We start from the raw sequence: 21,487 nt of genomic DNA, 5'->3' as shown, positions 1-21,487 counted from the left end.
CGGGCCTCAGAACTGATAGCGGCGCAACCGCGTCTGGATGGCGAACAGATAGATGCAGACACCGACAAGGATGATCCCGAACATGGCTGTGGCGATGGTCGCCCCCATATGCGGATCGCCCAGTTGCAGCTGGAATCCGAAGAAGGTCCGGTACAGGAACGTCCCCAGAAGATCAGTCGCGAAATTCGGCCCCGCCAATGCCCCCTGACTGACATAGATCAGATCGAAGGCGTTGAAATTGCCGACGAAGGTCAGGACCGAGATGATGCCGATCGAGGGCAGGATCAGCGGCAGCTTGATCTTCCAGAATTGCGGCCAGCCGGTAACGCCATCCATCTCGGCCGCCTCGATCACCTCGTCGGGGATGGACAGCAGGGCGGCATAGATCAGCATCATCGGAATGCCCACGAACTGCCAGACAGAGACCAGCGCCAGGGTCGTCAGTGCCGTCCCCTCGCGTCCCAGCCACGGCGCGAACAGGCTTTTCAGACCCACCGCATCCAGCATATTCGGCGCAATCCCCCAAATCGGCGACAGGATCAGTTTCCAGACGAATCCCACGATCACGAAAGACAGGATGGTCGGCACGAAGATCGCAGTCCTATAGAACGCCGCCATCCGCAGCCGCGGGGACGACAGCAACGCCGCCAGCATCACGCCGACCGGGTTCTGCACCAACATATGAACCAGAAAGAACCACGCATTATTCGCCAGCGCATTCCAGAACGCAGCCGACCAGCGCGGATCGCCGAACAAGGTGGCAAAATTCGCCAGCCCCACGAAAACGCGCCCGGTCTCGCCCTTGCCGAACAGCGACAGGTTCAGCGTCCCGATCAGCGGAATGATCATGATCGCGGTATAAACCAGCACCGCCGGTGCCAGAAATACGGCGATATGCCACCGAAACCCCTTTCGCCGCGCCATCCGCGCCCCTTCTTCTTTGCACAAATACCTTCTTCGGGGGACAGCCTGTCGCTGTGTCAGTGGTTCAGGAACCAGCAGGCAACCGGCAGAACGCCCCCCGCATCACCATCAGTTCTGCTGCGGCTCATACCACGAGGCCAGCCCTTCTTGCAGCCGCTCTGCAGCCGCTTCCGGGGTTTCGGTCCCATTGATCACATTGGCGCTTGCATTCCAGGTCTCGTTTTCGAGATTCGGCGTACCGCGCGACAGGATCTGATAGGTGGACCGGATCGTCGGCTCGCAATTCTCGCGCCAGCTCACGAATTCCTGCGCTACGGCATTCTCCATCTCGACCGGGTTCGAATTCAGCGAGAAGAAGCCCGGCAGCGCATTCGCATAAAGCGAGGCGAACTCGTCCGAACCGACCCATTCAAGGAAGGTCCGCGCCGCATCCGCATTCTGCGACGCTGCGTTCAGACCAATGCCAATATCGGTATGATCACTGATATAACATGTGTCGCCCTCGGCCACGATGGGCGGGGCGAAGGCGCCCATCTCGAACGCACCCGCGATCTGCGGCTCGAAAACGCCGATCTCCCATGAACCGGCCGGATAGATCGCGGCGCGGCCAAGGGTGAACAGGTTCTGGCTGTCGGGATAGGTCTGCGCCTCGAACCCGTCGCCCAGATAGTCCTTCCACTTCGCCAATTGCCGGAACGGCTCGACCCAGCCCTCATCGGTCAGCTTCTGGCTGCCGTCAATCAGGGCCTTGCGGCCTTCCTCGCCTTTCCAATAGGTCGGGCCGATATTCTGATAGCCCATGGTCGCGGCTTCCCATTGATCGGGTGTGCCCATGGCCATCGGGATATAGGTGCCGTCCTCCTTGATCTTGTCCAGCACGGCATAGAATTCATCGACCGTCTTCGGCGGCTCCAGCCCCAGTTCCTCGAACGCGGCCTTGTTGTACAGGAAGCCATGGATGACCGAAGCCATCGGCACGCAGAAGGTCGCGCTGCCGTCATCCGTCTGCCAGGCCGATTTCGCCACATCCGAGAAATTGGCCATCGATTCCAGATCCGTCAGATCGGCCAACTGTCCCTTGTTGAACAATTCCAGAGAGGCATCGAAGGGACGGCAGGTGATCAGATCGCCCGCAGAGCCCGCATCCAGCTTCGAATTCAGCACCGCATTATATTCCGCCGGAGCGGTTGGCGCGAAATTGATCTTGATGCCGGGATTTGCGGCTTCAAAGGCCGGGATGATGGTTTCCTGCCAGATCTGCAGGTCGTCGTTGCGCCAGCTTTCGACGGTCAGCGTGACATCCTGCGCGGCGGCCGCGCCGGCCATGAATGTGCTGGCCAATAGTGCCAGACGAATGGTTCGGGTCATGTTCTTCTCCCTGAATATGGACCTGTTCCCCGGCCCCTGGTTTTCACGAAATCATGCGAGCAGCGGCTGCAGATGCCCCCCCGTCCGCTCCAGTTCGGCGGCGGCTCTTTCCGGGTCCATGCCCTGCGCCACCAGAATTGCGGGCTTCACTGCCCCTTGCGTGGCCGTAAGCGCCGCTTCGGCCACCGGCAGCGGCACCGAGGCAAGATTGCTGACGATCCGCATGGCCCGGTCCACCAGCTTGGCATTGTCGGCGACAAGATTGACCATATAGCCGTCATGCACATGGCCCAGACGGATACCGACCAGCACCGACAGCATGTTCAGTGCCACCTTTTGCGCCGTTGCCGCCCCCATCCGGGTAGAGCCCGCAACGATCTCGGCCCCGGTCCGCAGCAGGACGGCGATATCGGACATCTCCAGAAGCGGCGTGCCATCCACATTGGCGAAGCCAACGACAGTGATCCCGCGCGCCCGCGCCTCCTGCGCGATGGTCAGGGCATAGGGCGTCCTGCCCGAGGCCGTCAGGATCAGCACCGCATCGCCCGCCTGCAGGCCAGATGCATCCAGATCCGCCACGGCAAGCCGGGGATCGTCCTCTGCCGCGCCCTTCATGTGCAGAAGCGCATCCGCGCCACCCGCGAACATCATCGGCGTCCTTTCGGGAGGGAGTCCGAAGGTGCCCGCCAGTTCGAGACTGTCCGCCAATGCCATCAGGCCGGAACTTCCCGCCCCGGCATAGCCCATCCGCCCACCGCGCGCCAAAGCGTCGGCGCAAATCTCGGCCGCCTTTTCGATCGCGGGCAAAGCGGGTTTCACCCCGGCAAGCGCACCGATCTGCGCGTCCAGCAATGCCGAAAGGATCTGCCCCGCAGGCTGCAGGTGCAATCCGTCCGCTGCGGGATGTCGCGATTCAGTATTGCTTTCGGCCATCTGATTCCTCACTTCAGGTGATGATGCCAACTTAATACCAATTGTAAAGAGCGTTCGTAAAATCGCTGCCAATTGCTTATTTTTCGAACAATTGCAGATTACTCTTTTTATTTGGTATTGCTTTGGTATCTTCGCCGCAAGGAGGCCCGAATGACGCTGTTTCTTGGAATCGATGGCGGTGGCACCGGATGCCGGGCGGCTTTGGCCGATGCCGAAGGGCATGTGCTGGGCCGGGGTCATGGCGGGCCCGCCAATATCAACACCGATGTCGACGGCGCCGCGGCCAATATCCTTGCCGCGACCAGCCGGGCGGTTGCGGATATCGGCGCCGATCCGCGCGATCTGATCGCCACGCTTGGCCTTGCAGGGGGCACGATCACCGCCGCGACAAACCGGCTGACAGAGCTTCTGCCCTTTGCAAAGCTTCAGATCGTCAATGACGCGATCACCGCCACGCGCGGCGCATTGGGCGCGGATGACGGTATTCTCGCTGCGCTCGGCACCGGCTCGGTCTTCGCGGTGCAGCGGGCGGGCAAGGTGCGACAGGTCGGCGGGCGCGGTTTCCTGCTGGGGGATGAGGGCAGCGGCGCGGTGATGGGCCGCGAGTTGCTGGCCGATGCGATGCGGGCAGGCGACGGCTTTCTGCCGATGACGCCGCTGCTGCAAGACCTGCTGGACGAATATGGCGGCGCCGAAGGGATCATCTCGTTCGGCAATCGTGCCAGTCCGGCGCAATTCGGTGAACTGGCCCCCCGGATCGTCAATTCAGGCGATCAGGCCGCGAATCGCATCTTCACCCGCGCCGTGGAAGAGATCCGCCATATCCTGACCGTATTGCAGGACGGCGACAATATGCCGGTCGTGTTCGTCGGCGGTCTTGGTCCGCATTACGCCGCGCGGCTGAACGCTCCGTGGCCGGTTCAGGCTGCCCGCGGTGACAGTGTCGATGGCGCATTGCTGATGGCCCGGCAGATGGCGGGCGCGGCATGAACGACCTGTTCTCGGCCAAGAATTTCAGCGACGGCGACAGCGGCCCGCTATATCTGCAATTGCATCGCCGCATTGCCGAAGCCATCGCCTCGGGCCGCCTGAAGCCCGGCGACAGCCTCCCGCCCGAACGCGAGATGGCGATCCAGACCGGGTTGTCGCGGGTCACCATCCGCAAGGGGATCGAGGCGCTGGTCGCCTCGGGTCAATTGGTGCAGAAGCGCGGCTCGGGTACCTTCGTCGCACCCAAGGTCGAGCGACTGGAACAGGCATTATCGCTTTTGACTTCCTTCACCGAGGACATGGCGCGGCGCGGGCGGCAGGTTGAAAGCCATTGGCTGATGCGCGGCCTTCACGCCCCCGTCCCGGAAGAGGTGATGGCGCTTGGCCTCGGCGCCGGCGACCGGGTGGCGCGGCTGGAACGGGTGCGCAGTTCCGACGGCGTTCCACTGGCAATCGAACGCGCCTCGCTGCCCGCCGCCATCCTGCCCGATCCGCAGGCGATCGAATTTTCGCTTTACGGGGTGCTGAACGCGCGCGGGCTGCGGCCAGTCCGGGCGGTACAGCGGATCTCTGCGACCAATCTCGGCCCGAAGGATGCCGATCTGCTGGGCGTCGGCACGGGTGTCGCCGCACTGAGGATCGAACGCGTCTCTTACCTTGAAACCGGACAAGTGGTCGAGTTCACCCGCTCGATCTATCGCGGCGATGCCTATGATTTCGCCGTCGAGCTGAAACTGGCTTCAGGCGACGACCGGAGCGAGGCTGAAAGGAACGGCGCCTGATTCAAAGGCGCATGATCCGTCTTACTCGTCCCGGATCGGATCTGCCTCATCGCTACGCCAGTTCAATCCCCCGGGATCATCCCGGCAACCACCTCCATCATGGTCCGCCACGTCGCAATCTGCCGTAACACGCCCGGCCCCGCCTGCGGATTGCCTGTCGCCACATTCGTCAGCACCGGCTGGATCACGGCTGCCTCACAGCTTGGCAGATCCGGTGCATGATTGTTATCCACATCTGATATATCTATTGCATTTTAATCGTAGATCTGTATGGAGGTAGCTGTGAAAGGGAGGAGTTCACATGACAGACCTGACGACAGGCGCCGGGGGGATTGCCGCCCCGAGCCCATCTTCCAAGGTTGTGCGCGGAGCTGCCGAAACGGCGTCCGATGCGATGATCGCCGCAAGGCTCGATCGATTGCCGATGACCGGCTATCAGCGTTTCATTTTCGGTATTATTGCGACCGCCTGGCTCTTCGATTCGATCGATCTCGGCTCACTGACATTTCTTCTGGGCTCAATCCGCAATGAATTCGGTTTGACCACGGCTCAGGCTGGCCTGCTGTCCAGCATGAGCTTCATAGGCATGTTCCTGGGCGCTGCCATCGCCGGCATGGCCGCTGACCGTTTCGGACGAAAAATGGTCTTTCAGGTCAGTATGGTATTCTGGGGCCTGGGAAGCCTGTGGTGCGCCTATGCACCGGATGCGCAAACGCTTGGTTATGCCCGGCTGCTGCTTGGCTTTGGCATGGGAATGGAGTTCCCCGTGGCGCTGGCGATCGTCTCGGAGATCCTGCCGACCGCGAAACGGGGGCGTTACCTTGCCGTTCTGGAGGGGTTCTGGCCCATCGGCTTTATCGCGGCGGGCTTGCTGAGCCTGCTGTTCCTGACTCATTTCGACTGGCGCACAATGTTCCTGTTCCAGGCCATTCCAGCCGCTTTCCTGCTGATAATCCGGATTTTCGTACCCGAATCGCCTCGCTGGCTGGCGGATCGCGGACGCAATGATCAGGCGGAACGGGTCATGAGCCGGATCGAAGAGAAAGTTCTGAAACGGCTGCCCGAAGGACGGACGCTACCGGCTCCGAAGCCGATCGAAAGCCGCGCCAGCGAAGAGCGCCGTTTCTCTTTTCTCGAATTGTGGTCCAACGGTTATGCCAGCCGGACGATGATGATCTGGACGGTGTGGTTCTTTGCCCTGCTGGGTTTCTATGGGCTGACGACCTGGCTCAGCGCATTGCTACAGGATGCGGGACATAGCGTTTCCCAATCGGTCACTTATACGATCACGATCTCTCTGGCCGGTCTGCCCGGATTCGTTGCGGCCGCCATCTTGCTGGACAAATGGGGACGTAAACCCACCGCAATGATGATGTTGATCGGCTCCGCGGTTGCGGCATATTTCTATGGCAACGCGACGACGACCGCCATGCTCATCTCTTACGGCCTTGTCATGCAGTTCTTCCTGTTCGGGATGTGGTCGGTGCTTTACGCATATACGCCGGAACTTTACCCGACACGCTCCCGGGCCACCGGCGCGGGCTGCGCCTCGGCCATCGGCCGGATCGGGTCGCTGCTTGGCCCGTATATCATCGGGATCGTCCTGCCTACATTGGGCAATAGCGGTGTGTTTGCGCTTGGAGCGGGCTCGTTCATTGTCGCCGCATTGGCCATCGGCATCTTCGGGATCGAGACAAGGGGCAAATCGCTCGAAGAAATCTCGCATTGATCGCAGAACAATCAATCCGGCCGCCGGGACAGACTGGCGGCCGGGTTACAGATGCCGGTCCCGCCGCCGCCCGGCTGCCGGATATCAGATCGTTGAGCGCGTGAATTCGACGATATAATCCATCAGTTCATCCGATGCGTCAGCCGCACGATCGGCATCGCCCTCGGAAATCATCCGCGCAACCTTTGCATGCAGATTGGCGCAACGCTCCAGATCCAGCGCTTCACGGTAATGCTGAAACCAGAAGCGGCGAGAGAGGCCCTGAATGCGGCGCATCGCGCGTTCGGCGAACTCATTGCGGCAGGCAGCCACCAATGCCTGATTGAATTCCAGATCCAACCGCATGAAGGCCGCGTCGTCGCGATTTTTGGCGGCTTCGGCCAAAGCATCGGCCAAAATACGGAACGCCTCGCGTTCATCGGGAAGCACACGCTGCGCGGCCTTGCGGGTGCAAAGGCGTTCGACCTCCCGGCGCAGTTCGAGCAGAAGCAATTGCCGTGAAAGATTGATTTCCGAGACCAGAATACCGCGTCGGGGCAGCACATTCACCAGACCTTCGCTGGCCAGCCGCTGCAATGCCTCCCGCACCGGAGTGCGCCCGATGCCAAGTTCCTCGGCAAGCTGCGCCTCGGACAGGACCTGACCGGGTTCAAGCTGCAAATTGACGATTCGCTCTTCAAGCTGATGATAGGCACGGTCGGTCAGAGTGCTGTTCTTGTCGCCGGTTAGACGAGCTGGCGTAGTAATGTCTGATGCACTCATGACGTGACGATCATCCTGAATAGTTTACCCGGAGACTCGCGGATTGGCTCTGACGATCTCACATATATGGTTTATATACCATCGCGCCAAGAGCGCAAACGGCACCCTGCGCGGACCTGCGGGCTGCAGGGCAAAACAAACTGCCCACGATCACGCGGAACATCCTTGACAAATATGGAAAAAATCCGCCACCGCGCGGGAAAATCGTTCAGGCGCATAGGTCATCGGGACATGACCGCATCCTTCCCAGATGCCAAGTTGCGCGCCAGGTATGGAACGGGCGAATATGCTGGCATGCGCAACGGGGCATTCACTATCTTCGGATCCATGAAGAACCATGGTCGGCAGGTCGATCTGTGGCAGGAAATCGCGAAAATCGGCAGCCCGAACGGCAAGCCATGAGCCCGCGACCGCAACATCCGTCGCGGTTTCCGTCAATTGCAGCCGTTTCGCACGTTGGGCGGCCTCGCGGGCGACCCGTTCCGGCGTGTCGCCATGAAACCAGTTCGCATCATTGCCTCCGGTCGCGCCGATGCAGGGCGTGCCGCTGACCAGCATCAGCCCCATCAATCGATCCGACCCGTGGATACGCAGATATTCAAGCGAGACCAGACAGCCCATGCTCCAGCCCACAAGCAGGACAGGCCCATGCAATCCTGCAATAACCGTGTGCAGATCGCTGGCGAATCCCGTCAGGCCATATGCATCGGGCCGATCCGGGCTGTAGGAACCCGCCCGGCCGCGAAGATGAGGGGCAAGGACCGGCCCAAGACAGGACAGACCGGGCAGCAACGGCTTCCAGATCGTCGCCGTGCCCTGAATGCCATGCAGCAGCACCACGCTTGGACGCTTGTCTTCAGTGGCGCCTGCGCTCAGACATTCAAGCACGCCCTCGGGAATGGTTACAATCATGTCTCACCATAATTTCCGCTTGAATGGATAAATGCGGAGGCGGGAAGCGGTCCGCCGTCCGGCAGACTCAGAATGTGACAATGCTGCGGATCGTTTCGCCGGCCCGCAAAGCTGCGAAGCCTTCATTGATCTGGTCCAGACCGATCTCCTGCGAGATCAGGGCGTCCAGATCAAGGCGGCCGTCCAGATAGGCGCGGCAAAGAAAGGGGAAATCCCGGGCCGGCCGGGCATCGCCATATGAAGAGCGGCGGATGCGCTTTTCCTGCATGAGCGAGCCCCAGCGGAAAGAGACATCCTTGTTCACATCGGTCTTGCCCAGCCAGATCACCTGCCCGCCGGGACGCACGGCCTCGACAGTCAGCCGGAACGCGGGTTCATTTCCGGCAGATTCCAGAGCCGTGTCGACGCCACGGCCCGATGTGATGTCCCGGGCTGCCTGAACGGCGTCGTCACGGGCCGGATTGACCAGCACAGAGGCGCCCATCCGTTTCGCGACCTCAAGACGGCTGTCCTGCAAATCGACCGCGATGATCCGGTCGGCTCCTCCCAGAACCGCGCCCTGTATTGCCGCCAGCCCGACCGCGCCGCAGCCAATGACCATGACCGACGATCCCGGGCTGACCTGCGCCACGTTAATCGCCGCGCCGACGCCCGTCATCACGCCGCAGCCGATCAGGGCGGCCTGCGGAAAGGGCATTTCCTTCGGGATCGGGATGGCCTGCTGATCCTGAACCACGCAGAACTCGCCGAAGGCCCCCATATACATCAGCTGATGCAGATCCTCGCCTCCGGAAAGCCGCGCCCGTGGCCGGCCATCGAAGGCAAGCGCCGCCGGAGTATTCGCAAGATAGGTCTCGCAAAGGATCGGCAGGCTGTGATCGCAGTAGAAACAATGACCGCAATGGGGGTTCCACGACAGGATCACATGATCCCCGACCGCAACCTTGTCTGCTTCCGGACCGACTGCCTCGACCACCCCTGCGGCTTCGTGTCCCAGCACGATCGGCAAAGGCTGCCGAAGCGAGCCATCGATCACCTCAAGATCGGTGTGGCACAGTCCCGCGGCACAGATCCTGACAAGGACATCCCGCGCAGCCAGCCCGGCGACCTCTACCGTTTCGGTCTTCAGCGGGCTGTTCACTGAATGAAGGACCGATGCCCTGAAACTCAAATTCATTGCGGGTTTCCTTCGACGATATCTGTTTGGCGGCGTCAGCCGTGGTCGCATGCTTTTGCCCGATGGTAAGCATGGCTGTTCAACCCGCGCGCACGGATTCGATTTGATCGATGGCGCTGTCCATGTCGGCGGATGTCATTTCCCAGTCATTGCCGAAATTCGCCGTCACCTTCTTCATGAAGGCCGTGGCAAGCCGGATGGCCAGGCTTGCATCGCCGGTATGATCGTAAAGCATCGCGAAAGCCAGCTGAGTAGCCGCCAGTCCTTCATAGCCCCATTCGTAATCCGCATTGGTGAATTTCCTGATATCGGCATGGCTGGGGAGTTCCTGCCCGTTCACCTCGACGACGACGCCGTCAATGGTGCGATCACCGGTATATGTTTTCATGATTTCCTCCCATCCGCTTTACCCCGCATCACCTCGGGGAAGATCCACAAGGAGAAGACACTGAAGGGGCCAAGAAATGTCAGTGCCCATTGCGGACCTGTCTGGCCAAGGTGACCCATAAAGAACCATCCGGCCAAGGCGGCGAGCGCCACCATCACGGACAGGCCAAATTTGATGTGGAAGGGCATATAAGTTCCTCCTGTAACGAATAAAGCGACCAGCCTTGGATATGCGTGGCGATCAGGTGATTGATCCAAGCAGATATGCCGTCGCGCCCAGTCCCAGCGTCACCGTGACGAGCCCGGCAACTCCGTCCCGCCATTTGCCCGGCCAGGCGTTGAAAAGCCCCGGCGTAAACAGAAACGCCATGCCGCCGACGATGACCATGCTGGTCCAGCGAAGCTCGTTCAGTCCGAAGCTGATCGTGCCATAGAGAACGGCGGCCAGCAGCAGCAGGTTCACCGCGATAAGTCCGATGCCCACCGGCCGTTTCAGTTCCGGACGGGTGGCCAGAGGGAAAACGCCACTCAGAACCAGTACGCCCAGACTTCCCACGCTGGCAAGCAGTGCGAAGATGAAAAGGCCGGTGATGTTCGGTTCGATCATATCCATGGTATTGCTTTCTCCCGGGTCAGGACACGGCACCACCGGCGGCTGGACACCGCCAACAGCGAATCCCGTTGCCTGTTTCGCCCGCTACCTGTTTTGATTGATGTCTATTCGGCTGGATGCGAGCCGGATGCCTGAACCGGTTTGCGCGAGGTCTTGCGCATGTCGCGGCGGACATAACGCGTCTCGTAGCCGTTAAAGAGATGGCCAAGCAGACCACGATTCAGGTCAGAGGTGCCGAACAGCCAGTCCATGATCGGAAAAGTCAGATTCATATTCCGCTCCATCATCAGGGACTGATCGTGATGCGCGGTGTGATGGCGCCGGTTGGTATTGATGAAGGGCATGTTCCGCACGAACCAGTTCTCTTCGACATGACAGCAGAAATGCATGAATTCATAAATCATGTAGACGCTTGTGGTGGTTGCGATGAACAGCCAGCCGACATTCGGCGTAAACAGATAGCCCAGGACAATGGCGCCGGGGATCGACATCAGCGTGAAGGCCGCCAGCGCATAGGGCGGAAAGAAAGTCACGCGATAATCCTTGTGATCCGCGAAGCGCATTTCGACTTCGGTGAAAAACTGATGATGCTGCAGGGTGTGGCGGTTGTAGACCGCCCGGGCGATCGGGTTCTTCGAGGGCCGGTGCATGACATAGAGATGAAGCCACCATTCGAAGAAATTGCAGAACAGAAAGACGACCGGGATCGTCAGCCATTCCAGTGGCGTCACGTCATGAATGTTCGACACATAGACATAGAACGCCGTCAGACCGATCACATAGATGATGACGATATGCAGAAAGCCGTTATACCAGCCGGCCACCCGCTGACGATAATTGGCGCGGTACTTCTTCTGGCGTTCAGACATCTGGGTGTTCTGAAGTTCCATTGCCCTCTCCCTTAGACGATTCTCGGTTATGATATCTTACTGATATATCAATTACAAGCAGAGCTTTGATCAGAAATTAACCAATTGAAATTATGTATTTTTATTGGAATTAATTGCTTTCTAGCGGTTCGTGGGACAGAGGCTTCCCCCGCCATCCGCGCGAGTATCGGCGCCATGCTGATCCTGCTTCGCATCGGCGCGATGCCAAGGGCGGAATGGCAAAGCCACGCCATGCGCCGCGCCATAAAACCACCGGCCTGAATCGGCATCGCCGAAGGGCCGGATGGTACACAGAGAAATCAGCCGGGGCCACTATGCTGGAATTTTCAGATGGCTGAGGCTATAAGGTATAGATAATACCATTCACGCGACTGATGGCAGCTAAGCCGTTCAAGCTAAGCCCCCTGTTCAGGACTGCAATATCGTGAAGCGCCTCATCGTCAGATTCGTCATTCTGCTTGCCATCGTTGCAGCGGGCCTGTTCGCCTATGCGTGGAAGCCGGCGATTGATCCCGCCACGCCACCGCAACGCGCCGATTTCGATCAGGAACTGATCGAGAAAGGCGCACAGCTGGCCGCCGTCGGAAATTGCACGGCCTGCCATACCAATCCGGGCGGGCGGTCATTCGCGGGCAGTTTCGCGATGCCCACGCCTTTCGGGATCATATATTCCAGCAATATAACCCCCGATCCGGAAACCGGGATAGGCCAATGGTCCGAAGCAGCGTTCAGCCGCGCCATGCGCGAGGGCGTCAGCCGCGATGGCTCGCATCTCTATCCCGCATTTCCATTCGACCACTTCACCCGGGTTTCAGACGAGGATAACAAAGCGCTTTACGCCTTCCTCATGACGCGGCCCGCGGTAAAACAATCGCCGCTGGCAAACGAGCTTCCCTTTCCGCTGAACATCCGTTTCGTTCTTGCCGGCTGGAAATTGCTGTTCTTCGACGAAGGCGCCCATCAGAATGTCGCCTCGCGAAGCGACGAGTGGAATCGCGGCGCTTATCTGGTCGACGGGCTTGGCCATTGCGGCGCCTGCCATACACCGCGAAATGCCTTTGGCGCCGAAAAACCCGACGCATATCTTGCCGGGGGCGAGGCAGAAGGCTGGTCGGCCTTCGCTTTGAACGAGGCGTCGCCCGCGCCCGTGCCATGGACGGCGGACAGTCTTTACGCCTATCTGCGCCGGGGCTGGCATGCCGATCACGGCGTCGCCAACGGCCCGATGGCCGAGGTGACCGGCAATCTTGGCCTGCTTCCGGATTCGGATATCAGGGCGATCGCGGTCTATCTGGAGTCGCTGATGGGCACGCCGTCGGCCGAACGCGAGCAGCGCGGTGAACAGGCATTGAAAGCGGCGGCGGCATCCGATCTGGTTCTGGCCTCGGCATCGGGCGCGCAGGACGACACCCCGGCCGCACGCGGCGAGACCATCTATTACGCCGCCTGCGCGACATGCCATGACAGTAATCGTCCGCAGCCTTTCGGGGGAAGCAATCTCCATCTTTCAAGCGCATTGAATGCGCCCGATCCACAAAATGCGATCAATGTCATCCTGTTCGGCCTGCCAGCCGCAAGCGGGCGGCAAAGCTCGATCATGCCGGGTTTTGCAGCGATCATGAACGATCAGCAAATGAGCGACCTGCTTGCCTATCTGCGTGAGGAATTCGCCCAGCAGCCCAATTGGGACGATGTCGCAAGCCGGCTGACCGATACCAGAAGCGGGAAATATCACGTCAGCGTGCGGCCGTCCGATGGCATCGAACGCGGCCCCGACAATGTAGGAGCAAAAGACCAATGAAACTGACCGTGAATGGCACGGCCCACGAGGTCGATGCGGATCCCTCCACCCCTCTGCTTTACGTCTTGCGCAACGATCTGGGACTCAACGGCGCCAAGTTCGGCTGCGGTCTGGGCCAGTGCGGCGCCTGCACGGTAATGGTCGATGGCAAGGCGGTCTTCTCCTGCCTGACGCCGGTAATGCTTCTTGAGGATCGCGAGATCAAGACGGTCGAGGGTCTGGGCACGATCGACAATCCCGGCCCGATGCAGACGGCCTTCATCGAAGAGCAGGCCGCGCAATGCGGCTATTGCATCCCCGGCATGATGATGCGGGCGCAATCGATCCTGGAGGCCAATCCGGACGCGACCGATGATGAGCTGCGTCATGGTCTTGAACCCAACCTGTGCCGTTGCGGCACCCATATGCGCATTCTGCGCGCCGTATCCAAAGCCCGCACCCTGATGAAATCAGCATCCGCCGCGCCTGCCGTAGAGAGGGCATGATGAATATTTCGACTCCTCTGAACGCCACGCGCCGCGGTTTCCTTGCCGGGACCGGCGCGCTTGTCGTCTCTTTCGCGATCCCCGCCGTGGCGCAGGAAGGCGAGGTGGCGACGCCCGCCACTCCCGCACCGCAGAATCCGGATCTGCCCGGCAGTCTCGCCGAGACACCCTCGCTTGACGCGTGGATCAGGATCGATGCGAATGGCAAGGTGACGGTCTTCACCGGCAAGGTAGAGCTTGGGCAAGGCACGAAAACCGCGCTTCGGCAGATCGCGGCGGAAGAGCTCGAGATGGATCCGGCCTCTATCGAGCTGATCACCGCCGATACCGGACAGACCCCGAATGAGGGATATACCGCGGGCAGCCAGACCATCCAGAACAGCGGCACGGCCATTCGCCACGCCTCGGCAGAGGTGCGCGAGATCATGATCCGGCAGGCAAGTGAAAAGCTTGGCATTCCGGCAGAGGATCTCAGGGCCGAGAATGGCCGGATCGTCGCGTCGGATGGCCGCACGCTTGGCTATGGCGAGATCGTCGCGGACGATCTTCTGCATGTCGACGCAACCGGTAACGTGCCACTCAAATCACCCGACAGCTATCATGCCATCGGCAAGCCCTTCGCGCGGGTAGACATCCCCGCCAAGGTCACCGGCGGCGCGGCATTCGTGCAGGATCTGCGGCCCGAAGGCATGCTGCATGCGCGCCTCGTGCGGCCGCCCACCTATACCGCGCGGCTGGTGGAAATCGACGAAGATGCGATCACATCCATGCCGGGCGTGGTGACGCTGGTGCGCGACGGCGATTTCCTGGCCGTCATCGCCGAACAGGAATTTCAGGCCATCACCGCCATGCGGGCAGCCTATGCCACGGCGAAATGGGACGAAAAGGAAAACCTGCCGGATCAGAACGACATTCCCGCCTTTCTGGAAAGCGCGGTGTCCGAAACCGGTTCGGTTGCTTCGGTCGGGGCAGAATCCGTTTCCGGAGCCAGGACCCTGCAGGCCCAGTTCACCCGTCCTTACCAGATGCACGGATCGATCGGCCCCTCCGCCGCGATAGCTCTGTTCGAGAATGACGCAATGACGGTCTGGACTCACACGCAAGGCGTTTATCCCGACCGCGACGCGCTTGCGGAGATGCTTGACCTTCCGCCCGAGAAGGTTCGCTGCATTCATGTCGAGGGCTCGGGTTGCTATGGCCATAACGGCGCCGACGATGCGGCGGCGGATGCCGCGCTCATCGCCAAATGGCTGCCGGGGAAACCCATCCGCGTGCAATGGACGCGCGAGCAGGAACATCTTTGGGAACCCTACGGAGCGGGCATGCTGACCCGCGTCAGTGCCACGCTCGACGACAGCGGCAAGATTGTCGACTGGCGGTACGATCTGTGGAGCAACAGCCACAGCACCCGGCCGGGCTCGGCAGGATCGCTGATGGCCGCCAGGCTGATGGGCAGACATTTCCAGCTTGAGCCGGCCAAGCTTCAGATCTCGCCGTCAGGCAATGGCGACCGCAATGCCATTCCGCTTTATGATATCCCGAACCAGCGTGTGAACTGGCATTTCGTCCCCGATATGCCCGTGCGGGTTTCCGCGCTGCGGGGTCTGGGCGCCTATTGCAATATCTTTTCGCTCGAAAGCTTCATGGATGAGTTGGCAGAGGCTGCCGAAACCGATCCGGTCGAATTCCGGCTGCGGCATATGACGGATCCGCGGGCCCGAACGGTCATCGAAACCGCAGCGGAGAAATTCGGCTGGAGCGATGATCCCCTGCCGCAAGGGCGCGGACGGGGCTTCGCTTTCGCCCAATATAAAAACCACGCCGCCTATCTGGCGATTGCGCTGGAGGCGGCGGTCGACCGGGAAACGGGGATCGTGAAAATCTCGCATGTCGCTTGTGCCGTCGATTGCGGCGAGGCGGTTGCGCCCGACGCCATCATCAACCAGACCGAGGGCGGCATTATTCAGTCGATGAGCTGGACGCTGTACGAAGCCGTGCAGTTCGACCGGACTCGCATCCAGTCGCCGGACTGGTCAGCCTATCCGATCGCTCGGTTCAGTGCCATTCCCGACAGTATCGAGGTGGCGGTCGTCGATAATCCGGGGACACCTTATCTGGGCGTTGCCGAAGCGGCCCAGGGGCCGACCGGGGCCGCTATCGGCAATGCCTTCAGGCACGCGACAGGCAAGCGCATCCATGATCTGCCCTTCACCCGCGAAAGGGTGAAGACGGTGCTGGGCGTCTGAGGCCCCAACCCGTGAAATGCGCGCCGCCAAGCGACAGTTCGGCGGCCACGGGTCGCGCCAGAGCGGCATACCATTGCAGCAACGCCCTTCATCCGGGCCGGGGCAATGTCAGCCATTCAGCACCGCGCCAAGCGCCATGGCCACGGCGGCTTGAGCCGGATCGATGACCGGGCGATGCAGCTTCGCTTCAAGCGCCGCGCGATGGCGGGCCATCCCCGCGCAGCCGAGGATCAGCACATCGGCGCCATCCGAGATCAGGGCATGACCGACTTCGACCAGGCGGTCGAATGTGCCTTCGCCACGCGCGCTTTCATCGACGCTCATATTCAGTGCCCGCTCGCCCGCCAGCCGGTCGATGACGCCCATCCGCCGCAGATAGCGCAGATGGCGCGGGATCGACGCTTCGGCAATGGCGAGAACGCCGAAACGGTCGCCGCGCGCAAGCGCCGTCAGCACGCCGGATTCCTGAATGCCGAAGACCGGAACGGTCGCGGTCGCGCGGCACAGATCCAGCCCGGGATCCGAATAGCATGCGATGACAAAGGCCGAGGCATCGGCCCGGCTTTTCACAAGCGCGGCCAATGGTAATGCGACCTGTTCGACGTGGTACTGGCTTTCGATGCCGAACGGGCCTTCGCTCAGGGTCACGCAATCGATCCCGACTCCGCAGCGAAAAGCCGCCAGCGCCTGTTCCAGCCCATCCGTTACCGCCTGATTCGAATTGGGGTTGATGACGACGATGGGGCCGGTCATGGCGCGATCTCCGCGCCGAAATTCCGCGCCGGGTCGAGTTCGGGCGTCCGGGTGCCCGGATAGCCGGTGAAATCCGGCGGGCGACGGGCGATGAATTTACCGCGCCCCGGCTGCGCCACCAGCTTGCCGCCATCCATCACGGTTTCGCCGCGTGACAGGACCGTCACCGGCCAGCCGGTGATCTGCCGGCCCTCGAACGGCGTATAATCCATATTGTCATGCTGATCCTCGACCGTGACGGTCCGGGTTTCCTCGGGGTCCCAGATGGCGATATCGGCATCCGATCCGATGGCGATGGTGCCTTTTTCGGGATGCATGCCATAGAGTTTCGCGGCGTTGGTCGCGCCAAGCGCCACGAATTGGTTCAGCGTGATCCTCCCGGCCCGGACACCTTCCGAGAACAACAGAGGCAGGCGCAGCGCCAGACCCGGCATGCCATTGGCGATCTGCTTGAATGTCGCATCGGGGCCTTTCGCCAGCTTGCCGCTGTCGTCAAAGCGATAGGGCGCGTGATCCGAGGAAAAGACCGAGAATGTACCCGCCTGAAGATGCCGCCAAAGCGCCTCTTGTGTCTTGGCGTCGCGGACAGGGGGCGAGCACATGAACTTGGCACCCTCCATGCCGGGGCGATCCAGATCGTCTTTGGTCAGAAACAGGTATTGCGGGCAGGTCTCGCCGAAGATTTTCGCGCCTTCCAGCCGCGCCCGCGCAACCATCCCGGCACCCTCGGGAGTCGAGACATGCACGATCAGCAGCGGCGCATCGACAAAACGCGCCAGCGTGATCGCACGGTTGATCGCCTCGGTTTCGGCCACCGCCGGATGGCTGATGGCGTGATAGCGCGGCCGGGTATGCCCCGCCGCCACCAGCCGGTCCGAGATCCACCTGATGATGCCGGAATTCTCGGCATGAACCATGGTCAACGCGCCATGGGTTTTTGCCACCGACAGAATATCAAGGAACTGCCCGTCATCGATCTTCATCAGATCATAGGTCATGAACACCTTGAACGAGGTGACGCCACGGGCGAATGCCTGCGGAAGTTCCTTGTGCAATGCCTCCTCGGTCGGATCGGCGACGATCAGGTGATAACCGTAATCGATCACCGAATTGCCCTGCGCCCGGCTGTCGTAAAGATCCAGCGTCTCGGTCACGCCCATGCCACGATGCTGGGCGGCGAAGGGGATGAAGCTGGAATTGCCGCCGAACGCCGCCGAGATCGAGCCGCTGCGGTAATCATCCGCCGTCATGCCGCCGGTCGCGCTTTCCTGCGCGATATGGCAATGCGCCTCGATTCCGCCGGGCAGGACCAGCTTGCCGCTGGCGTCGATCTCGCGCGCGCCGTGCAGATTGTCGGCGATGGCGGCGATACGTCCGTCGCGGATACCGATATCGGCGCGGAACGTATCCGACGCGGTGGCGACGGTTCCGTTTGTGATGACGAGATCAAATTCCATGGTCACACCGATCTGATCGAGCCGCCATCACAGCGCACAAGGCCGCCGGTGATGTAGCTGGCAGGTTCCGAGACAAGAAAGGCGGCGGTCCTGGCGAATTCCTCGATCCTGCCATAGCGGCCCGCCGGGATGGTTTTGGCGGAAGCGGCGCGCACCTCCTCTACCGAAGTTCCCGTGCGCTTGGCGGCGGCTGCGTCAAGCTCATCCGTTCGTTGAGTATGAATGCGGCCCGGAAGCAGCATGTTGACGGTGATGCCCTCGGCAGCAAGGTCGTTCGACAGCGATTTCGACCAGCCCACCAAAGCCGAGCGGAGCGCATTCGACATCGCCAGCGTCGGGATCGGCTGGATCACCCCGGATGATCCGATGGTCAGAACCCGCCCCCAGCCCGCGGCCCGCATCGCGGGCAACAGCCGGTCGGCGGTTTCCATCACCCGCAGCACCATCTGGTTGAACTGGGTGCCAAGCGCGGCAAGATCAGCATCGACCATCTTTCCAGGAGGCGGCCCGCCGGTATTCGCGACAAGGATATCCGCCGCGCCCAGCTTTTCCTTGACCGCCTGCGCCAGCCTGTCGGCGGCATCCTCCTGCGCAAGGTCGCAGGTCACCCAATCGGCCTTGCCTGCGCCCTTTGCCGCGATCGCGCCGGCTTCCTGCGCCAGTCTGTCGGCGCTGCGCCCCGTCAGCAGGACATCGGCGCCTTCTTCGGCCAGCACCTGCGCGATGCCAAGTCCAAGCCCCCGCGACGACGACATGACCAATGCGCGTTTGCCCTTTAGTCCCAGATCCATCAGCCCAGCTCCTTCAGTCGTTTTTCCAGACGCGATGTCAGCCGCGTCAATTCATCATGATCCGTCCCGCTCATGGCCGGACCCGGCGCGCGCACCCGTGCCGAGGCGATCACACCGCGGCGGCGCAGTGTTTCCTTGCGGATGGCAAGGCCCAGCCCCAATTGCTGTTCATAGCGCACCAGTGGCAGATAGGCGTCAAAGATATCTTCGGCCCGGTCATGATCGCCATTAAGCGCGAGTTCCACGACCTGCACCATCATCTCGGGATAGGCGAAGCCTGTCATCGCGCCATCCGCGCCGCGCTGCATCTCTTGCGGCAGGAACAGCGCGGAATTACCGGTCAGGATCGACAGACGCGGCTGATCGGCGTTGCCGGTTTCGGCCCGCACCCGCGACAGTTTGGCAAGCCCCGGCCAGTCTTCATGCTTCAGCATGACGATCTGAGGGTTGTCCCGCGTGATCCTCAGGATGCTGTCCACCGAGAAGCGGGCGTTGGAGGTTTGCGGATAATCCTGCAGGCAGACCGGCACATCCGGCCCAAGCGCCTTGCAGACCTGTGCGAAATAACCTTCCAGCCGGTCTTCCGGCCCCATGCCCTGCATGGGCGCGACCATGACACCCGCCGCGCCTGCCGCCATGACATCGGCGGTCAGGCTGCGCATCGGATCAAGCCCGCCCCCCGAAACGCCGACGATAACCGGAACCCGGCCGCTAACACGGTCAAGGACGCGACCGGCGAAGACGCGCGATTCCGCATCCGACAGTTTCGGTGCTTCGCCCATGATGCCCAGAATGGTCATGCCGGTGACGCCGCATTCCAGATAGAAATCGACCATCCGGTCCGTCGATTCCAGATCGATCCCGCCATCATCGGCAAAGGGAGTGGCGGCGATCACGAACACGCCGGCAGAGTTGCGGTGAATAAGTCCGGTCATGGCAGTTCCTTCGGTTGCGGGATGGCATGGCGGCCCATTTCTTCAAGCCGTGCGTAGCGGTCGGCGAAGAGCCGGGCGATCGGAAAATCTCCGCCCCAGTCGACATGCATCCTGTCGGTATCGATCAGCCCGTCGCGGGCAGCAAGCGCCAGCGCCTCTCCCACGACGATATCGCGTTCATCCGAATAGCGTAGCGTATCCTTCAACCGGCATTCGATCGCGGCGGGCGCAGCGGCCAGCCGGGGCGGTGCGACCTGACCGGATGGGGCAAGCGCCAGACCCAGCGCCTCCGGCTCGCTTACCCCGGACGGATAGGAGGCGGCGGTTTCCACCATCGGCAGGATCAGATCGGGCGTCACGATATTGACGACGAACTCCCCGGATTCCGCGATATTGCGGGCGGTGTCCTTGGGCCCGCTGCCGTCGCGGGAATGCTCCAGCCCAAGGATTACCAGCGCCGGATCCTGCCCGAAGACATTGAAGAAGGAAAACGGCGCGGCATTGACCTGTCCAAGGCTGTCCTGCGTGGTGACCCAAGCGACAGGGCGCGGGATCACCACCGCCGTCAGAAGCTTGTAGCGCTCTTGCGGTGGCAGCGCGGTCAGGTCGATCTGCGTTGTCATACCTTGCGCACCACCCCTGTCTGGCTGGTGATCAACCCGTAATGCTCGATCCGGCGGTGGCGGGCAAAGTCGAAGATGGTTTCCTTGCCGAAGACCGACAGATCCATGTCGCATTCATGAACCAGCAATTCGTCGCCATCGGTCTTGGCCCGCGCCACGACATAGCCGTTGGGATCAACGATGATCGAGCCGCCCATCAGCGGATGCCCGTCCTCGTCGCCCGCCTTGGCGACGCCCACCACCCAGGTGGAATTCTGATATGCCGCAGCGGTCATCGAAAGCTCCGAATGGTAAAGCCGCTGTTCCTCCCCTTCGGCGCTGTTCTGGCTGTTCACCGAGGGCGTGTTATAGCCCAGGATCACCAGTTCGACTCCTTGCAGCCCCATGACCCGGTAGGCTTCGGGCCAGCGGCGGTCATTGCAGATCAGCATGCCGATAACGGCGTCCTGCGTGCGCCACACGGGAAAGCCCAGATCGCCGGGTTCGAAATAGCGCTTCTCCAGATGCTGAAAGGCGCGTTCGTCATCCCATTCGGAATGCCCCGGCAGATGGATCTTGCGATATTTCGCGACGATATTGCCGTCTCGGTCGGTCAGGATCTGGCTATTGAAATGATGCCCGTCCGCCGTAAGTTCCGCATAGCCAAAACTGATCGCGACCTGCAATTCGCGGGCCTTGTCGAATAGCGGTTGCGTGGCGGCATTGGGCATCTCGGACTCGAACCAGCGATCGATCTCGGCCGGATCCTCGATGTACCAGCGGGGGAAAAACGTTGTCAGTGCCAGTTCGGGATAGACGACCAGCGTGCAGCCTTTCCGGGCGGCCTCTTCCAGCAGCGCGAGCATCCGGGCGACAATGGTTTCACGGCTGTCGGCTTTCTGGTTGGGGCCCATCTGGGCGGCTCCGATGACAATTTTTCGCATATTCTT

23 protein-coding genes are annotated in these 21,487 nt (G+C 61.3%); 6 read left to right on the top strand and 17 right to left on the bottom strand.

The window, feature by feature from the left end; translation table 11 throughout:
* Window positions 1–6: 6 nt before the first annotated feature.
* The 3 genes from D3P04_RS00820 to D3P04_RS00810 all read right to left on the bottom strand — a co-directional run bounded on the left by D3P04_RS00820 (window position 7) and on the right by D3P04_RS00810 (window position 3,225).
* A complete protein-coding gene (locus tag D3P04_RS00820; protein WP_119744968.1) occupies window positions 7–924 on the bottom strand; it encodes a carbohydrate ABC transporter permease in 918 nt (305 codons plus the stop codon).
* Between the two features lie 108 nt (window positions 925–1,032).
* A complete protein-coding gene (locus tag D3P04_RS00815; protein WP_119744966.1) occupies window positions 1,033–2,292 on the bottom strand; it encodes an ABC transporter substrate-binding protein in 1,260 nt (419 codons plus the stop codon).
* Between the two features lie 51 nt (window positions 2,293–2,343).
* Window positions 2,344–3,225: an N-acetylmuramic acid 6-phosphate etherase gene (locus tag D3P04_RS00810; RefSeq protein ID WP_119744965.1), complete on the bottom strand. Its 882-nt coding sequence runs from the start codon at window positions 3,223–3,225 to the stop codon at window positions 2,344–2,346.
* Window positions 3,226–3,375: 150 nt separating this feature from the next.
* Between D3P04_RS00810 and D3P04_RS00805 the strand changes: the two genes are divergently transcribed.
* Window positions 3,376–4,215 (top strand): BadF/BadG/BcrA/BcrD ATPase family protein, encoded by an 840-nt coding sequence (locus tag D3P04_RS00805; protein ID WP_119744963.1) that lies wholly within the window; start codon window positions 3,376–3,378, stop codon window positions 4,213–4,215.
* Window positions 4,212–4,997 (top strand): GntR family transcriptional regulator, encoded by a 786-nt coding sequence (locus D3P04_RS00800; RefSeq protein ID WP_119744961.1) that lies wholly within the window; start codon window positions 4,212–4,214, stop codon window positions 4,995–4,997. The genes D3P04_RS00805 and D3P04_RS00800 overlap by 4 nt, the downstream gene beginning before the upstream one ends.
* Before the next feature lie 62 nt (window positions 4,998–5,059).
* Here the strand turns inward: D3P04_RS00800 and D3P04_RS23210 are convergent, their stop codons facing one another.
* On the bottom strand, window positions 5,060–5,230 hold the full coding sequence (locus tag D3P04_RS23210; RefSeq protein WP_182912689.1) for a hypothetical protein: 171 nt from the start codon (window positions 5,228–5,230) through the stop codon (window positions 5,060–5,062).
* A gap of 68 nt (window positions 5,231–5,298) precedes the next feature.
* On the opposite strand from D3P04_RS23210, the gene D3P04_RS00795 reads away from it, so the two are divergent.
* Complete coding sequence (locus D3P04_RS00795) at window positions 5,299–6,726, top strand: MFS transporter (protein ID WP_119744959.1); 1,428 nt, start codon at window positions 5,299–5,301, stop codon at window positions 6,724–6,726.
* Window positions 6,727–6,810: 84 nt separating this feature from the next.
* On the opposite strand, the gene D3P04_RS00790 is transcribed toward D3P04_RS00795, so the two are convergent.
* The 7 genes from D3P04_RS00790 to D3P04_RS00760 form a co-directional block, all read right to left on the bottom strand.
* Window positions 6,811–7,488, bottom strand: a complete 678-nt coding sequence (locus D3P04_RS00790) for a GntR family transcriptional regulator (RefSeq protein WP_119744957.1) — start codon at window positions 7,486–7,488, stop codon at window positions 6,811–6,813.
* Between the two features lie 150 nt (window positions 7,489–7,638).
* Window positions 7,639–8,400, bottom strand: a complete 762-nt coding sequence (locus D3P04_RS00785; protein ID WP_119744955.1) for an alpha/beta fold hydrolase — start codon at window positions 8,398–8,400, stop codon at window positions 7,639–7,641.
* A 67-nt stretch (window positions 8,401–8,467) separates the two neighbouring features.
* A complete protein-coding gene (locus tag D3P04_RS00780) occupies window positions 8,468–9,577 on the bottom strand; it encodes a Zn-dependent alcohol dehydrogenase (RefSeq protein WP_119744953.1) in 1,110 nt (369 codons plus the stop codon).
* Window positions 9,578–9,656: 79 nt separating this feature from the next.
* On the bottom strand, window positions 9,657–9,965 hold the full coding sequence (locus tag D3P04_RS00775; protein ID WP_119744951.1) for a DUF6166 domain-containing protein: 309 nt from the start codon (window positions 9,963–9,965) through the stop codon (window positions 9,657–9,659).
* Complete coding sequence (locus tag D3P04_RS00770) at window positions 9,962–10,153, bottom strand: hypothetical protein (RefSeq protein WP_119744949.1); 192 nt, start codon at window positions 10,151–10,153, stop codon at window positions 9,962–9,964. Before D3P04_RS00770 ends, D3P04_RS00775 begins: the two co-directional genes overlap by 4 nt.
* A 52-nt stretch (window positions 10,154–10,205) precedes the next feature.
* The gene (locus tag D3P04_RS00765; protein ID WP_119744947.1) at window positions 10,206–10,577 is read right to left on the bottom strand and encodes a hypothetical protein; all 372 of its coding nucleotides are present in this window, start codon (window positions 10,575–10,577) and stop codon (window positions 10,206–10,208) included.
* A gap of 104 nt (window positions 10,578–10,681) precedes the next feature.
* Window positions 10,682–11,467 carry a sterol desaturase family protein gene (locus D3P04_RS00760; RefSeq protein WP_119744945.1) on the bottom strand — a complete coding sequence of 262 codons (786 nt, stop codon included), beginning with the start codon at window positions 11,465–11,467 and terminating at the stop codon, window positions 10,682–10,684.
* Window positions 11,468–11,891: 424 nt separating this feature from the next.
* On the opposite strand from D3P04_RS00760, the gene D3P04_RS00755 reads away from it, so the two are divergent.
* The 3 genes from D3P04_RS00755 to D3P04_RS00745 are packed head-to-tail and all read left to right on the top strand — an operon-like array spanning window position 11,892 to window position 15,999.
* Complete coding sequence (locus D3P04_RS00755) at window positions 11,892–13,268, top strand: cytochrome c (RefSeq protein WP_119744943.1); 1,377 nt, start codon at window positions 11,892–11,894, stop codon at window positions 13,266–13,268.
* Window positions 13,265–13,753 (top strand): (2Fe-2S)-binding protein, encoded by a 489-nt coding sequence (locus D3P04_RS00750; RefSeq protein ID WP_119744941.1) that lies wholly within the window; start codon window positions 13,265–13,267, stop codon window positions 13,751–13,753. The genes D3P04_RS00755 and D3P04_RS00750 overlap by 4 nt, the downstream gene beginning before the upstream one ends.
* Window positions 13,750–15,999 (top strand): xanthine dehydrogenase family protein molybdopterin-binding subunit, encoded by a 2,250-nt coding sequence (locus D3P04_RS00745; protein ID WP_220475224.1) that lies wholly within the window; start codon window positions 13,750–13,752, stop codon window positions 15,997–15,999. The genes D3P04_RS00750 and D3P04_RS00745 overlap by 4 nt, the downstream gene beginning before the upstream one ends.
* Window positions 16,000–16,107: 108 nt before the next feature.
* On the opposite strand, the gene D3P04_RS00740 is transcribed toward D3P04_RS00745, so the two are convergent.
* From D3P04_RS00740 to D3P04_RS00715, 6 genes are read right to left on the bottom strand one after another with little or no spacing between them, the layout of a single operon-like run.
* Window positions 16,108–16,752, bottom strand: a complete 645-nt coding sequence (locus D3P04_RS00740; RefSeq protein WP_119744939.1) for an aspartate/glutamate racemase family protein — start codon at window positions 16,750–16,752, stop codon at window positions 16,108–16,110.
* The gene (gene hydA, locus D3P04_RS00735; protein ID WP_119744937.1) at window positions 16,749–18,209 is read right to left on the bottom strand and encodes a dihydropyrimidinase; all 1,461 of its coding nucleotides are present in this window, start codon (window positions 18,207–18,209) and stop codon (window positions 16,749–16,751) included. The genes D3P04_RS00740 and hydA overlap by 4 nt, the downstream gene beginning before the upstream one ends.
* Before the next feature lie 2 nt (window positions 18,210–18,211).
* On the bottom strand, window positions 18,212–19,000 hold the full coding sequence (locus D3P04_RS00730) for an SDR family oxidoreductase (RefSeq protein WP_119744935.1): 789 nt from the start codon (window positions 18,998–19,000) through the stop codon (window positions 18,212–18,214).
* A complete protein-coding gene (locus D3P04_RS00725) occupies window positions 19,000–19,935 on the bottom strand; it encodes a dihydrodipicolinate synthase family protein (protein ID WP_119744933.1) in 936 nt (311 codons plus the stop codon). The genes D3P04_RS00730 and D3P04_RS00725 overlap by 1 nt, the downstream gene beginning before the upstream one ends.
* Window positions 19,932–20,558, bottom strand: a complete 627-nt coding sequence (locus D3P04_RS00720; RefSeq protein ID WP_119744931.1) for a flavin reductase family protein — start codon at window positions 20,556–20,558, stop codon at window positions 19,932–19,934. The genes D3P04_RS00725 and D3P04_RS00720 overlap by 4 nt, the downstream gene beginning before the upstream one ends.
* Window positions 20,555–21,481 (bottom strand): N-carbamoyl-D-amino-acid hydrolase, encoded by a 927-nt coding sequence (locus D3P04_RS00715; RefSeq protein WP_119744929.1) that lies wholly within the window; start codon window positions 21,479–21,481, stop codon window positions 20,555–20,557. Before D3P04_RS00715 ends, D3P04_RS00720 begins: the two co-directional genes overlap by 4 nt.
* Window positions 21,482–21,487: the final 6 nt, after the last annotated feature.

The organism is Paracoccus onubensis (assembly GCF_003591515.1).
Lineage (GTDB): Bacteria > Pseudomonadota > Alphaproteobacteria > Rhodobacterales > Rhodobacteraceae > Paracoccus > Paracoccus onubensis.
The sequence above is the reverse complement of the archived record's forward strand: the minus strand, read 5'-3'. Positions and strand labels throughout refer to the sequence as shown.